The sequence below is a fragment of the Martelella alba genome, from assembly GCF_005217455.1.
Taxonomy (GTDB): domain Bacteria; phylum Pseudomonadota; class Gammaproteobacteria; order Enterobacterales; family Enterobacteriaceae; genus Acerihabitans.
This window is the reverse complement of record NZ_SZPQ01000034.1, coordinates 1-14,504: the sequence shown is the minus strand read 5'-3', so window position 1 is coordinate 14,504 and position 14,504 is coordinate 1. Positions and strand designations below refer to the sequence as shown.

Here is a 14,504-nt window from a genome sequence, read left to right as displayed (position 1 = left end):
AGGTGCTGCGGGAGCCGACGCTATGAGCGTAAGCGAACTGTCGGACTACCCGAAACACCGCTGCCGTGCATGGCGGCGACCATCCCCGGCGGACGCCTTGGTACGGGTTAGAAACTCCGGAGGGATCACTCAGCCAATAACGCGGGTTTGCAATATCTGCTAGCAACTCGGAGGCTGCAAGCCATCGCCCTTGCCATTAAAGTAGGGTTAGGGAAGGGCTCGCCGGAAAAGGTTATTCCCATTGCCTGAATTTTATCCGTCCCGCGACGTCGAAAAGCCTGGGAAAGGAGAAAAATTATGCTTTATCATAAAGGGTGAAGCACGGTGATAGTCAGAAAATGCCTGACCTGAATCAATTCAGCAAACTGAATTTGATATACTATTTCACACAATAAGCCACAGGGGGGCCGTTTGTCATACGCACCCCATCAGCGACTGGCATAGTGTATTCTACGAATAATAGCTTAAGCTCAGAGGTAGTCATGATTAAGAAAATCGGTGTACTGACAAGCGGTGGTGATTCGCCAGGCATGAATGCAGCAATCCGGGGCGTGGTGCGCGCCGGACTCTCCGAGGGACTGGAAGTATATGGTATTTACGACGGTTACCTTGGACTGTTTCAGGACCGGATGAAGAAGCTGGATCGCTATAGCGTATCGGATATGATTAACCGTGGCGGGACCTTTCTGGGCTCGGCCCGTTTCCCCGAGTTTCGCGAAGAAGGGACGCGCGCCATCGCAATTGAAAATATGAAAAAACGCGACCTGGATGCGCTGGTGGTCATCGGCGGCGACGGGTCCTATATGGGCGCCAAGCGTCTGACCGAAATGGGCTTTCCCTGCATTGGCCTGCCGGGCACCATTGATAACGATGTTGCCGGTACCGACTACACCATCGGTTACTTTACCGCGCTGGAAACCGTTGTCGAAGCCATTGACCGGTTGCGCGATACCTCTTCCTCACACCAACGCATTTCCATTGTCGAAGTCATGGGCCGCTATTGCGGGGATCTGACGATGTCGGCGGCTATTGCCGGGGGATGTGAATTCATTGTTCTGCCGGAGGTGGAATTCAAGCCGGAGGATTTGGTCTACGAAATCAAAGCCGGTATCGCCAAAGGTAAAAAACACGCCATCGTCGCTATCACCGAGCATATTTGCAATATCAGCGAACTCGCCCAGTACATCGAAAAAGAAACCGGTCGTGAAACCCGCGCCACGGTGCTGGGCCATATCCAGCGCGGCGGCAGTCCTGTGGCCTATGACCGCATCCTGGCATCCCGGATGGGCGCGTTTTCCATCGAACTGCTGTTGCAAGGCTATGGCGGTCGCTGCGTCGGGGTACAAAACGACCGGCTGGTTCATCATGATATCATTGATGCCATCGAAAACATGAAACGGCCGTTCAAGTCCGATCTGCTGGAATGCGCTAAGAAACTGTATTGATCTTCCCGCCGTATACCCCCCCTGCCGGGGGGGGTGCTGATTATTGCTTTTATTTATATCAAGGTTTTTTTTATTCTTTAATTCTTGAACGGAATTCTGCCACTCTCTAACCATTCATTTGCATGACGAACACTGACTTTGGGAGAGCGGCGATGTCGACGTGGCGGGCGGGATTATTTTTATTGTTGCTATCGGGTAGCGCACTGGCAAAAGACATACAATTATTGAATGTTTCATATGATCCGACGCGGGAGTTATACCAGCAGTACAATGCGGCATTCAGCAAGTACTGGCAGGCCAAGACCGGCGATAAGGTGGCGATCCGGCAGTCCCATGGCGGCTCGGGCAAGCAGGCCACGTCGGTTATCAATGGTATTGATGCGGATGTGGTGACCCTGGCGCTGGCTTATGATGTGGATGCCATCGCCGAGCGCGGCCGCATAGACAAAAACTGGATTACCCGCTTGCCGGACAATTCCGCCCCCTACACATCGACCATCGTTTTTCTGGTACGCAAGGGCAATCCAAAGCACATTAAAGACTGGCCGGATTTGATTAAGCCGGGCATTTCCGTTATTACTCCCAATCCGAAAACATCCGGCGGGGCGCGTTGGAACTATCTGGCCGCCTGGGGATATGCCCTGCATCATAACGATAACAATCAGGCCAAGGCGCAGGCTTTCGTCAAGGCGCTTTACCATAATGTCGCCGTGCTGGACTCCGGAGCTCGCGATGCCACCAATACGTTTGTTGAGCGCGGCATTGGCGATGTGCTGATTGCCTGGGAAAATGAAGCGTTGCTGGCTGTCAACAAGGTCGGCAAAGGTCAATTCGACATCGTGGTCCCCAGCGAATCCATCCTGGCCGAACCCACGGTCTCGGTGGTGGACAAGGTGGTCGACAGGAGAGGAACCCGCGACGTGGCCACGGCCTACCTGAAATATCTCTATTCACCGGTGGGGCAGCGCATTGCCGCCGAGAACTATTATCGCCCCCGGGATCCCGAAGTGGCCAAACAATTCGCCGCCACTTTCCCGAAGTTGAAGCTCTTTACCCTCCATGATGTCTTCGGCGACTGGCAGGAGGCGCAGAAAGTGCATTTTTCCAATGGCGGTACCTTCGATCAGATCAATCAACGTTGAGTTGGGGTTTTACGCCGGAACCGCCGAACTTCTTGTTACCCCTGTTTCGGTCCGGCGACCAGCGTATCCAGTACAATAATTTTATTGCTGTTCTGGTTTTCCCAGATCGGTAATGGTGGCGTCATCACGCTGAGTATAGCGTTGCTTAAAACCGCCAGCCGTTCGTTTTTACCTGTTGCTTTACCACGAGCGTCATCCTGGCCCCGATAATCATGTCCCTAAGAGGAGCGTTCTGTGGACAGTAAAAATTGAATCTGTGCCCCAGAGTAAATCACGGCTGACGTTGTCTACTATGACTGGTACGATATCAATCTTCTTCTAGGTCCCGTAATCGTACATTTTATGACAGAAGTTCGAAGGTAACCTGATACGGCTGCGTACCCGAAGGGAGCCTGTACGCCATTCTGTGTAAATTCCTTTTCTCAGTAGTGACCGTCCAGGCGGTCACCGAACTCGATAATAAAGCGGCTCATTGCCATACGCCAGTCCCGCAGTGGCATCGTCCATTTCTGTGAGGCTGCCTGGATTGCCAGCCACACCACCTTCTTCACTGCGTCGTCCGTCGGGAATACCTTGCGTTTTTTGATCGCATGCCGGATCACGCTGTTCAGCGACTCGATGGCGTTGGTTGTGTAAATGACTTTGCGGATGTCTGCCGGGTAAGCGAAGAACGTTGCCAGGTTAGCCCAGTTTGCCTGCCAGTTCCGGCTTATCTGTGGATAGCGGCTGTCCCAGGCGCTGGCGAACGCTTCCAACGCCTGCAAGCCTGCTTCTTCTGTGGGGGCTTGGTAGATGGCTTTCAGGTCGCGGGTGACGGCTTTGTAGTCCTTCCAGGAGACGAACCGCAGGCTGTTGCGCACCCTATGCACGATACACAGCTGGATACGTGCCTGCGGATACACCGCGCTAATGGCGTCAGGGAAGCCTTTCAGCCCGTCAACGCAGGCGATGAGGATATCGTTCAGGCCACGGTTTTTCAGCTCCGTCAGCACATTCAGCCAGAACTTTGCACCTTCATTTTCGGCCAGCCACATCCCCAGGAGCTCTTTCTGGCCTTCGATATTGATACCCAACGCCAGGAACACGGATTTGTTGATGACGCGGCTGTCCTGCCGGACTTTCAGCACAATACAGTCAAGATAAACAATGGGATATACCGCATCCAGTGGACGATTTTGCCATTCGGTGATCTGCTCCATCACCGCATCGGTGACTTTTGATACCAGCGCCGGCGAGACATCAGCGTCATACAGTTCTTTAAACGCGGCAGCGATCTCACGGGTGGTCATGCCTTTGGCGTATAACGACAGGATCTGGTTGTCCATCCCGGTGATCCGGGTCTGATTTTTATTGACCGGTTGCGGTTCGAAGGAGCCGTCCCGATCGCGGGGTGTACGCAGCTCCAGAGGGCCATCGCCCGTGGTTAGTGTCTTTACCGAGTAGCCGTTGCGAGCATTCGAGCCGGCTTTGGGCTGATTTTTGTCGTAGCCGAGGTGGTGGGTCATTTCGGCGTTGAGAGCGGCCTCGACACTGATTTTTTTCAGTAAGCGATCGAACTGGTTGAGATCCTCAGGGGTTTTAAGATTTTTGGCCAATTCGTTAGCCAGGGCCTGCAACTGTTTTTCGTCCATAAATTAACTTGTTTTTGATGTTGGATAGAACATATCAAAATCAGGCAATTACACAAATTTATGTACAGGCCCGGGCGGTTCATTGAGGCCGAATATTTCAATATCATTCTGGAAACGTCAAGTTCACAACGGTCGCGCCGTTCCTGTCTCCTAACGGCATGAACAGCACCCACCTGGAAACGTTCTAATTGCGTTACCAGGCGAGCACCTGGAAGTATACGGATTGGATCCACTGCCATCACACTGCGGTGAAGCCCACGGTATTTTTTAGCCTGCCACATCGGACCACATGCCGTAACCATTCAGCCAAAAGCGCCCGTTTAATGGGAGCGAAACGTTTCGATGGCGATCACATTTTTACCCTAAGCCGCTTGTGGAAAAGGCGAAGGTTATTTAATTTGCTGTCATCGAAACGTTTCGATATTCCCGACAGGTCGCTTATGAAAAAGGGTACTTTGCTCAACGCAGAAATCTCCGCGCTTATCTCCCGTATGGGACACACCGATGAATTGGCAATCGCTGACGCCGGCCTGCCCATTCCGGAAACCACTCAGCGGATAGATCTGGCGCTGACGCACGGAACGCCGTCCTTCCAGCAGGTTGTCGAGGCGGTCACCAGTGAAATGCAGGTGGAAAAAGCCATACTGGCCGAGGAAGTGGTGCGGATGAATCCGCAACTGCACACGGCGCTGCTGGCGCATTTGTCGCAGCTTGAGCGGCGGCAGGGCAACAGTATCCCCGTTGAATATGTCAGTCATGAGGACTTCAAGGCCCGAACCGCGCACGGCCGCGCAATTATCCGCAGTGGGGAATGCACGCCCTACGCCAATGTTATCCTGTGTTCCGGCGTTACCTTTTGAGGCGGTTATGCAACCCTTATTGCAGCTAACGGGGATTGATAAATCCTTTCCGGGCGTCAAGGCGCTCTCCGGGGCGGCGCTGACGGTTTATCCAGGCCGCGTCATGGCGTTGGTCGGGGAAAACGGCGCCGGCAAATCCACGTTGATGAAGGTATTGACCGGTATTTACAGTAAAGATGCCGGCACCCTGACCTATGGGGGTGAAGATGTGGCCTTCAGCGGGCCGAAATCCTCTCAGGAAGCCGGAATCGGTATTATTCACCAGGAATTGAATCTGATTCCCCAGTTAACCATTGCGGAAAATATTTTTCTCGGCCGCGAGTTTCTCAATCGTGTCGGCGGTATCGACTGGAAACGGATGTATCGCGAGGCGGATCGATTGCTGGCGCGGCTGAATGTGCGTTATAGCAGCCACCGCCTGGTGGGTGAGCTCTCCATCGGCGATCAGCAAATGGTGGAAATCGCCAAGGTCATGAGCTACAAATCGCGGGTCATCATTATGGATGAACCCACCGATGCGCTGACCGATACCGAAACCGCCTCGCTGTTTAGCGTGATCCGGGAGCTTAGGCAGCAGGGGTGCGGCATTGTGTATATCTCGCATCGCCTCAAAGAAATTTTCGAGATTTGCGACGATGTGACGGTATTGCGCGACGGCCAGTTTATCGCCGAGCGCCGGGTGGACGAACTGGAAGAAGGCGCCCTGATTGAGATGATGGTCGGACGTCGTCTGGAGGAACAATACCCACGCCTCGTGCAGAGTCCGGGCGAAGAACGCTTGTCGGTCAGTCACCTTTCCGGCCCCGGCGTGGAGGACGTCAGTTTTACCCTGCGGCGCGGCGAAATCCTCGGGGTGGCCGGCCTGATGGGCGCCGGGCGCACCGAATTAATGAAAACCCTATACGGCGCTGCGCGGCGTACCGCCGGTACCGTTTTACTGGACGGACATCCGGTCGTGGCCAAAACGCCGGAAGACGGACTGGCGAACGGTATCGTGTATATCTCTGAGGATCGTAAACGCGATGGGCTGGTGCTGGGCATGTCGGTTAAAGAGAACATGACGCTTACCGCCCTGCGCTATTTCAGCCGCCGGGATGGCGGATTGAAACACAGCGAAGAACAACAGGCGGTGGATGAATTTATCCGGCTGTTCAATATCAAAACGCCGTCCAGGGATCAGGTTATCAGTCTGTTATCCGGTGGAAATCAGCAGAAAGTCGCCATTGCCCGCGGTCTGATGACCCGCCCCAAGGTCCTGATTCTTGATGAGCCTACGCGTGGGGTCGATGTGGGGGCAAAGAAAGAGATTTATTTATTAATCAATAAGTTCAAGCAAGAAGGGCTCAGTATCATATTGGTTTCCTCGGAAATGCCCGAGGTGCTGGGCATGAGCGATCGCATCATGGTGATGCACGAGGGTCGCTTGAGCGGCATATTCCCCATGGAACAGGCCACTCAGGAGGTGCTGATGGCCGCGGCCGTCGGTAAGCAATATCATCCCCAGCCGGAGAATCAGTGATGACTACCCCAATTATTCCCGTGAAACGCGGTTTTAGCAAAAGCTGGTTGTTGGAGCAGAAATCGCTGATAGCACTGCTGGTGCTTATCGCGGTGGTCTCCTCAATGAGCGCCAATTTCTTCAGTTTGAACAACCTGTTCAATATTCTACAGCAGACCTCGGTTAACGCCATTATGGCGGTGGGTATGACGATGGTCATCCTGACCTCCGGTATCGATTTATCCGTTGGCTCCCTACTGGCGCTGACTGGCGCGGTGGCCGCTTCGGTAGTTGGCATGGAGGTCAACGTACTGGCGGCAGTGGGGGCGTCATTGCTGTTGGGGGCGGCCATCGGCGGCGTGACGGGTATCATCGTGGCCAAGGGAAAAGTGCAGGCATTTATTGCCACACTGGTCATGATGCTGCTGCTGCGCGGGATCACCATGGTGTATACCGACGGCAGCCCGATCAATACCGGTTTCAGCCATGCCGCCGATGCGTTCGGCTGGTTTGGTATCGGCCGGCCGCTCGGGGTGCCCACGCCGGTGTGGATTATGGCGGTAGTGTTTATCGCCGCGTGGTACATGCTGCACCACACCCGGCTAGGGCGTTACATCTACGCGCTGGGCGGCAATGAAGCGGCGACAAGGTTATCCGGCATTAATGTCGATAGGGTCAAGATCGTCGTCTACGCATTATGCGGGCTGTTGTCGGCCTTGGCCGGCATCATTGAGGTGGCCCGTCTGTCTTCGGCGCAACCCACCGCCGGCACCGGCTATGAGCTGGACGCCATCGCCGCCGTCGTTTTGGGGGGCACCAGCCTGGCCGGTGGTAAAGGGCGCATCATGGGTACCCTTATCGGCGCGCTAATCCTGGGATTTTTGAATAATGGACTGAATTTGTTAAGTGTTTCTTCGTATTACCAGATGATCGTGAAGGCTGTCGTGATTTTATTGGCAGTATTGGTCGATAACAAAAGCAGTAAATAACCCTCACACTGCAGGAATCAAAAGATGAAAATGAAAAAACTGGCAATTTTAATGTCCGCGGTGGCGCTGAGCGCTACGATGAGCGCCAATGCTTTGGCGAAAGACACTATCGCATTGGTGGTATCCACGCTTAACAACCCCTTCTTCGTTTCCATGAAAGACGGCGCGCAAAAAGAAGCGGATAAACTGGGCTATCAATTGATCGTCCTTGATTCCCAGAACAATCCCGCCAAAGAATTGGCCAATGTTCAGGATCTGACCGTTCGCGGGGTGAAATTTCTCATGATCAACCCCACCGATTCCGATGCCGTCGGCAATGCGGTTATCCTGGCCAACCAGGCCAAGATCCCGGTTATCACCCTGGACCGTAAAGCCAATAAAGGCCGGATCATCAGCCATATCGCATCGGATAACCGGGTGGGCGGTAAAATGGCCGGCGACTTTATCGGCCAAAAACTGGGCAACGGCGCTAAAGTCATCGAACTGGAGGGCATCGCGGGCACTTCCGTGGCTCGCGAACGCGGCGAAGGTTTCAAAGAAGCGGCCCAGCATTACAAGTTTACTATGCTGGCCAGCCAGCCTGCGGATTTCGACCGTACCAAGGGACTGAATGTGATGCAGAATTTATTGACCGCGCATCCGTCGGTACAAGCGGTGTTCGCGCAGAACGATGAAATGGCCCTTGGCGCGATGCGTGCGTTGCAAACCGCCAACAAGACCGGTGTACTGGTCGTTGGCTTTGACGGTACGGCTGACGGCATCAAGGCGGTACAAAGCGGTAAAATGGCCGCTACCGTGGCGCAGCAGCCCGACAAAATCGGTGAGATCGGCGTGGATACCGCCGACAAAGTGCTGAAGGGCGAAAAAGTCGATCCGGTTATTCCGGTCGCGCTGAAGCTGGTAACTCAGTAATCCGGACTGTTATAAGGCAGGTTTTTACCGCCGCCATAGCGGGCGGCGGTGACGTACTCTATCAGGATAAACTCGATGGCAACGAACAAGCTGGTGGTGCTGGGCAGTATCAACGCCGATCACATCCTTAAACTGGAACACTTTCCCCGACCCGGTGAGACAGTCATCGGCGATCATTACACCATCGCTTTCGGCGGCAAGGGCGCTAACCAGGCGGTAGCCGCAGGGCGTAGCGGCGCGGATATCGCTTTTATCGCTTGTGTCGGTGAAGACGATATCGGCCAGCGTATTCGCCGGCAGCTCGAGACGGACAACATCAACATCGCTTCTGTTGAGGCCGTTCCCGCCACCGCCACCGGGGTGGCGCTGATTTTCGTCAACCATGAGGGTGAGAATGTCATTGCCATCGATCCCGGTGCCAATGCCGCTTTGTCAACCGATTATCTGGCACGCTATCAGCAATTGATTATTGGCGGCTCGGCATTACTGATGCAATTGGAATCGCCACTGGATACCGTGATTACCGCCGCCAAACTGGCGAAGAGACACCATACCCAGGTTATTCTGAATCCGGCGCCGGCGCGTGAATTACCTGATGAATTGCTGGCATTATTAGATATTATTACACCGAATGAAACCGAGGCCGAGCGTTTGACGGGCGTGCCCATCCATGATGAGGCGTCAGCCGGGCGGGCCGCTCATGTTTTTCATGAAAAGGGCATACCGACGGTGATCATCACCTGGGGCAGCAAAGGCGTTTGGTTAAGTCAGCGCGGGCGCGGCAAACTGGTGCCCGGTTTTCGTGTTGACGCGGTGGATACCATCGCCGCCGGCGATACCTTCAATGGCGCGCTGGTGACCGCGTTGCTGGAAGGGCAATCCATGGATGACGCGGTCATGTTTGCCCATGCCGCGGCGGCGATCGCGGTAACCCGGAGCGGCGCGCAGCCCTCGATCCCCTGGCGTGATGAGATCAATGCCTTTATGCAGGACCAGAAGGGTTAACGCAGTTTGGCCACCATGAAAGATGTCGCCCGCCTGGCGGGCGTGTCAACATCCACCGTATCCCATGTGATTAATGACAACCGGTTTGTCAGCGATTCGGTGCGCGGCAAGGTTCTGGCGGCGGTGGAGCAGTTAAATTACGCGCCTTCCGCCCTGGCCCGTAGTTTAAAAATAAACCAAACTCGCACCATCGGGATGCTGATCACATCAAGTAATAATCCTTTTTATGCGGAAGTGGTGCACGGCGTAGAGCGTAGCTGTTATGAACGAGGGTATAGCCTGATCCTTTGCAATACCGAGGAAGACGCCGATAGAATGAGTCGTAGCCTGGAGACATTGCTGCAAAAACGTGTCGACGGCCTGCTCATCATGTGTACCGAAAATAACCGCCCGTCGCGGCTCGCGTTGCATCGCTATCCGTCATTACCTATCGTCATGATGGATTGGACGCCGTTTGAGGATGCCCTGGATATCATCCAGGACAACTCGCTGCTGGGCGGCGATCTCGCCACCCGTTATCTGATCTCTCGGGGTTACCGAAAAATCGCCTGTATCGCCGGTCCGCAGGACAAGACCACCGCCCGTCATCGGCTGGAAGGGTATCGGTTGGCCATGGCGCGCGCCGGTCTTACCGTTCCCGCCGGTTATGAAGTTTATAGTGAGTATGAATTTGCCGGCGGCGTGGCGGCAACAAAACGGTTGCTGGCGCTACCTGATCCGCCCCATGCGGTGTTCGCCGGTAATGACGCGGTGGCGGTGGGCGTTTATCAGGCATTGTTTCAGGCCGGTTTGTCGGTACCGAAAGACGTGGCGGTGGTGGGGTATGACGATATCGAATTGGCAAAATACCTGACGCCGCCGCTGACCACCATCAATCAACCTAAAGATTCACTGGGCGAGCTGGCCATTGATACCTTGCTTTACCGATTGAAACATCCGGCGACGGCGCCGCAAGTGCTGGTGCTGACCCCGGAGCTGGTTGAACGGGACTCCGTCGGCAGATTATAAGACAGGCGAGAGCCTCTGTCGGTGGGTTCCCATGGACCATCGGCAAGTTCTCCCGCCATCCGGAGCGGACAGCGGGCGTGGTCGGTCATCGACTCGTCATACCGCGGGTCGCTTTATCGGTTCACATGAATTCCCGACAAAGGCGTTTCCCCTGCCGCCGCAATGCGACTTGAACTCCGCGGAGGACTGGCGGCGCAGTTCAAGCGGCTTTGGCTTCAGCCGCGGCTTTAACGATAACGGCAAAGGCATCGGCTTTCAGAGAGGCTCCGCCGACCAGTGCGCCGTCGATATCCGGTTGTGTGAACAATTCGGCCGCATTACCGGCATTGACCGAACCGCCGTATTGAATGATCACTTGTTCGGCCACGGCGGCGTCTTGTTTGGCGATATGGCCGCGAATAAATTTATGCACCGCCTGAGCCTGGGCCGGCGTGGCGGATTTACCGGTACCGATGGCCCAAATGGGTTCGTAGGCGATGACCGCGTTCTCAAAAGCCGCGGCGCCCAGCGTATTCAGAACCGCATCCAGTTGGCGGGCGCAAACCGCCTCGGTCTGTCCGGCCTCGTTTTCAGCCTCGCTTTCGCCAATGCACAATACCGGGATCAGTCCCGCTTCTTTCAGAACCGCGAATTTTTTCGCGATAAATTCATCGCTTTCCTTATGATAAGTACGCCGTTCGGAATGGCCGATAATGATGTATTTCGCGCCGATGTCCTTGAGCATGGCGGCGGAAGTCTCGCCGGTAAATGCGCCGGAAAGGTTCACATCCACGTTCTGCGCGCCAAGAGCCAGGCGGCTGCCGGCCAGCAGGTGCTTGGCTTGGTCAAGATACATCGCCGGCGGCGCGATGGCCACATCGCAGCCCACTACGCCGGTAAGCTCGCGGCGCAGCGCGGTGACCAAATCGTTAACCAAATGCTTGCTGCCATTCAGTTTCCAGTTACCCATCACTAACGGATGTCGCATTTTATAATCTCCAATAGGGAACGCGAATCGAAAATGGATTGCCCTAGGGCAATATTGTCTATCCTACAGTATAAAGATCAAATACCGCGGCGGCTTTGCTTTTTGTCATCAACACGGTGAGTTCAGGGTTTGACCAGGGTCAGCTTAACCGGCTCGACGGCGAAAGTCAGGCCCTTATCGCCGTTATCCGCCACGACATAGCGCAACGCGCCCAACGATTGCTGATAAAATCGCATTCCATGGCCTTTGGTCAGCAGGGCATTAACCTTGTCGATGCTCTGATCCACCGTCAGCGAGGGTTCGAATTCACGCATCAATGCCGCCATATAGGAAACCGCAGTGGCACGGGCCGCTTTTTCGCCGCTGCCATCCACCGGCAAATAGGTCAACTGCAGGGTTTTGATTTTGCCGGTACCTTTTTCCAGCGCGGTGGAAGCGTACAGGCTGGCATTAATCTTGCTGGCCGCGCGGGTCAGATTACTCGGGTCGTTCCGGCTGTCTATGGAACGAAATTCGCCGATGGGCAAGGTTGGATTGTGGCTGTTGTATTTTTCGCGGAATTTAACGATGGTCATATCAAACGTGGGCGCGCCGACCAACAGATAAGGCGCCAACGGAACAGCGTTGTCCGGCGTATCGGCGGCCCGGGCGCCGGGTCCCGCCAGAGCCGCCAGCACCAGGACGGAAATGGCGGCGCGGCGTATCGGCCGGTTGTTGATCATCCTCTCTCCCGTTAATCCGCGTTCAACGCGGCCCGAGGCCATTTTAACTACCAGTAGTGCTCGCTGGTCATATGACCCGGTTTGCGGCGTAAGTGCTTACGCATGCCGCGCTGCTCTTCCAGTAGTTGCTGGGTATCCCGCACCATTTGCGGATTGCCGCATAACATCACATGGCTGTTTTCCGCGCAAAGCCCACACCCCACCGAACGCTCCAGCGCGCCGTCGGCAATCAGCGCCGGCACGCGGCCGGTCAGTGAGCCGGATACCGTCTCGCGACTGACCACCGTCTGAATGTGCAACTTTCCCTCATAGCGCTGCCGCAGGGACAACATCAGCGGCAGATAGCTAAGATCATCGGCGTAACGGACCGCATGCACCAACACGATATCCTTAAAGCGCTCAAGCCCTTCGCCGTATTGCAATATGGACAGGTAAGGGCCAAGCGCCGTCCCGGTGGCCAGCATCCATAGCGTTTCGCAATGGGGAATTTCATCAAGAACGAAAAAGCCGGCGGCTTCCTTGGTCACCAACAAACGATCGTCACCCGGTTGCATGGCGTGTAATGGGGGGCTGAGTTTGCCGCCGGGCACCGTAACCAGGTAGAATTCGAGATATGGGCTGTTGGGCGCATTGACATAGGAATAAGCGCGCTGAACCCGCTCGCCATCGATTTCCAGCCCCAGTTTGGCGAATTGCCCGGCGGTAAAGGGATCGACCGGCGCCTGGACGATCAGGCTGAACAGACTGTCCGTCCAGTGTTTGACTTCAATGATTTTTCCGTTGACCCATTCAGCCATGGCGTTCTTTTCCCCCAGGTCTTCCAGATGAATAAATTGACCGGCAAATCGTTCTCCACGCTGTTAGCGAATTAAGATAACGGCGGATGCGCCATTATCGATGAAAATCACTGCGGCATCCAGCGCGGATAACGGTCTTTGTTACCAAAAGGTTGCAACGACCGCGTGTTAAGATCCTTAAAGAATAAACGGGTGCAGCGCCGGATCCTTGCGATCAAGGTAATGCGTTGAGGAAATGCGGCGGATGGTGCGGCTATTGCCGCGGATCAGCAGCGTTTCGGTGGTCGCCAGATTATTCTTGCGGCTGATGCCGTTCAACAGATCGCCTTTGGTGATACCGGTGGCGGAAAACACCACGTTATCGTTACGAGCCATGTCATTAAGACGCAATACACTGTTGGCGGCAATGCCCATGGCCGCGCAACGGGCCAGCTCGTCGGCGCCGATACGCAGGTTGTCTTCGCTTTCGCCTTTGACCTGGTGGCGGGGCAGCAGCCGGCCGTGCATATCGCCGTTCATCGCGCGGATGGCCGCGGCGGAGATCACCCCTTCGGGGGCGCCGCCGATACCATACATCACATCGACTTCGCTGTCCGGCATACAGGTAAGCAGGGAGGCCGCCACATCGCCGTCGGGGATGGCGAACACTCTGACGCCCATGCGTTGCAATGTGGCGATGATCTGCTCATGGCGGGGTTTGGCCAGAATAATCACTGTTAATTGCCCAAGGGGTTTGTTCAGCCGGCCGGCGATATTGTCGAGATTATCCTCCAGCGGCAAAGCGAGATCGATGGCCCCTCTGGCGCCGGGACCCACCACCAGTTTTTCCATATACATATCGGGCGCATGCAAAAAGGCGTCTTTTTCCCCTACCGCCAGTACCGTCAGGGCATTGGCCTGGCCCATGGCCGTCATGCGGGTGCCTTCGATGGGATCGACGGCGATATCCACCGCATCGCCTCGACCGGTGCCCACCGCTTCGCCGATATACAGCATGGGCGCCTCGTCTATTTCTCCTTCGCCGATAACTATCCTGCCTTCAATATCGACCTGATTGAGCATAATGCGCATGGCTTGCACCGCGGCGTCATCGGCCGCGTTTTTATCTCCGCGGCCGAGCCAGTGATAGCCCGCCAGCGCGGCGGCTTCGGTTACCCGGGAAAACTCGATGGCTAATTCACGTTTCATGATCTGACCCTGTGGCTCGATTTCTGATGCTTTCGATATGGCCACAGAGTGTATCACAACATGCAAACGAGACGGACGCGTCACGCCGCCGTCTTTAGCGTATTCAAGACGGCGGCGCTCCTGGCGGCGGGATTGGGACGACTTATTCTTCGTGGTCCTCCCAGGCGCGGGCGCGGGCCACCGCCTTTTGCCAGCCATGGTAATACACATCTCGCTCGGCTTGTTCGATGGCGGGCTGGAATTCCCGTTCAATCACGGATTTACTCCTGACTTCCTCCAAATCATCCCAGAAACCCACCGCCAGCCCGGCCAGGAAAGCCGCTCCCAGCGCGGTGACTTC

13 protein-coding genes and 1 pseudogene are annotated in these 14,504 nt (G+C 55.4%); 8 read left to right on the top strand and 6 right to left on the bottom strand.

The window, feature by feature from the left end:
- The first annotated feature begins 482 nt into the window (after nt 1–482).
- Together pfkA and FCN80_RS19405 are read left to right on the top strand one after the other, a co-directional pair.
- Nucleotides 483–1,445 (top strand): 6-phosphofructokinase, encoded by a 963-nt coding sequence (gene pfkA / locus FCN80_RS19410; protein WP_136991900.1) that lies wholly within the window; start codon nt 483–485, stop codon nt 1,443–1,445.
- Nucleotides 1,446–1,597: 152 nt separating this feature from the next.
- Nucleotides 1,598–2,587: a sulfate ABC transporter substrate-binding protein gene (locus FCN80_RS19405; RefSeq protein WP_136991898.1), complete on the top strand. Its 990-nt coding sequence runs from the start codon at nt 1,598–1,600 to the stop codon at nt 2,585–2,587.
- A gap of 422 nt (nt 2,588–3,009) precedes the next feature.
- Here FCN80_RS19405 and FCN80_RS19400 read toward each other — a convergent pair whose 3' ends face one another.
- On the bottom strand, nt 3,010–4,218 hold the full coding sequence (locus FCN80_RS19400; RefSeq protein WP_136991896.1) for an IS256 family transposase: 1,209 nt from the start codon (nt 4,216–4,218) through the stop codon (nt 3,010–3,012).
- Nucleotides 4,219–4,658: 440 nt separating this feature from the next.
- Here FCN80_RS19400 and rbsD point away from each other — a divergent pair, with 440 nt between their 5' ends.
- The 6 genes from rbsD to rbsR all read left to right on the top strand — a co-directional run bounded on the left by rbsD (nt 4,659) and on the right by rbsR (nt 10,490).
- On the top strand, nt 4,659–5,078 hold the full coding sequence (gene rbsD / locus FCN80_RS19395) for a D-ribose pyranase (protein ID WP_136991894.1): 420 nt from the start codon (nt 4,659–4,661) through the stop codon (nt 5,076–5,078).
- Nucleotides 5,079–5,085: 7 nt separating this feature from the next.
- Complete coding sequence (gene rbsA / locus FCN80_RS19390) at nt 5,086–6,597, top strand: ribose ABC transporter ATP-binding protein RbsA (protein WP_136991893.1); 1,512 nt, start codon at nt 5,086–5,088, stop codon at nt 6,595–6,597.
- Nucleotides 6,597–7,565: a ribose ABC transporter permease gene (rbsC, locus tag FCN80_RS19385; RefSeq protein WP_136991891.1), complete on the top strand. Its 969-nt coding sequence runs from the start codon at nt 6,597–6,599 to the stop codon at nt 7,563–7,565. The genes rbsA and rbsC overlap by 1 nt, the downstream gene beginning before the upstream one ends.
- A gap of 24 nt (nt 7,566–7,589) precedes the next feature.
- On the top strand, nt 7,590–8,477 hold the full coding sequence (gene rbsB / locus FCN80_RS19380) for a ribose ABC transporter substrate-binding protein RbsB (RefSeq protein WP_136991890.1): 888 nt from the start codon (nt 7,590–7,592) through the stop codon (nt 8,475–8,477).
- 75 nt (nt 8,478–8,552) lie between these two features.
- Nucleotides 8,553–9,482 (top strand): ribokinase, encoded by a 930-nt coding sequence (gene rbsK, locus FCN80_RS19375; protein WP_136991888.1) that lies wholly within the window; start codon nt 8,553–8,555, stop codon nt 9,480–9,482.
- A 15-nt stretch (nt 9,483–9,497) separates the two neighbouring features.
- Nucleotides 9,498–10,490: a ribose operon transcriptional repressor RbsR gene (gene rbsR, locus FCN80_RS19370; RefSeq protein ID WP_230492793.1), complete on the top strand. Its 993-nt coding sequence runs from the start codon at nt 9,498–9,500 to the stop codon at nt 10,488–10,490.
- A gap of 199 nt (nt 10,491–10,689) precedes the next feature.
- Here rbsR and tpiA read toward each other — a convergent pair whose 3' ends face one another.
- The 5 genes and pseudogenes from tpiA to FCN80_RS19345 all read right to left on the bottom strand — a co-directional run.
- Nucleotides 10,690–11,457, bottom strand: a complete 768-nt coding sequence (tpiA, locus tag FCN80_RS19365; protein WP_136991885.1) for a triose-phosphate isomerase — start codon at nt 11,455–11,457, stop codon at nt 10,690–10,692.
- 122 nt (nt 11,458–11,579) lie between these two features.
- Nucleotides 11,580–12,179 (bottom strand): DUF1454 family protein, encoded by a 600-nt coding sequence (locus FCN80_RS19360; RefSeq protein WP_136991883.1) that lies wholly within the window; start codon nt 12,177–12,179, stop codon nt 11,580–11,582.
- A 47-nt stretch (nt 12,180–12,226) separates the two neighbouring features.
- The gene (gene fpr / locus FCN80_RS19355; RefSeq protein WP_136991881.1) at nt 12,227–12,976 is read right to left on the bottom strand and encodes a ferredoxin--NADP(+) reductase; all 750 of its coding nucleotides are present in this window, start codon (nt 12,974–12,976) and stop codon (nt 12,227–12,229) included.
- 177 nt (nt 12,977–13,153) lie between these two features.
- Nucleotides 13,154–14,164 (bottom strand): class II fructose-bisphosphatase, encoded by a 1,011-nt coding sequence (gene glpX / locus FCN80_RS19350; RefSeq protein WP_136991879.1) that lies wholly within the window; start codon nt 14,162–14,164, stop codon nt 13,154–13,156.
- A 142-nt stretch (nt 14,165–14,306) separates the two neighbouring features.
- Nucleotides 14,307–14,504, bottom strand: a pseudogene (locus FCN80_RS19345) (glycerol kinase); the annotation flags it as partial.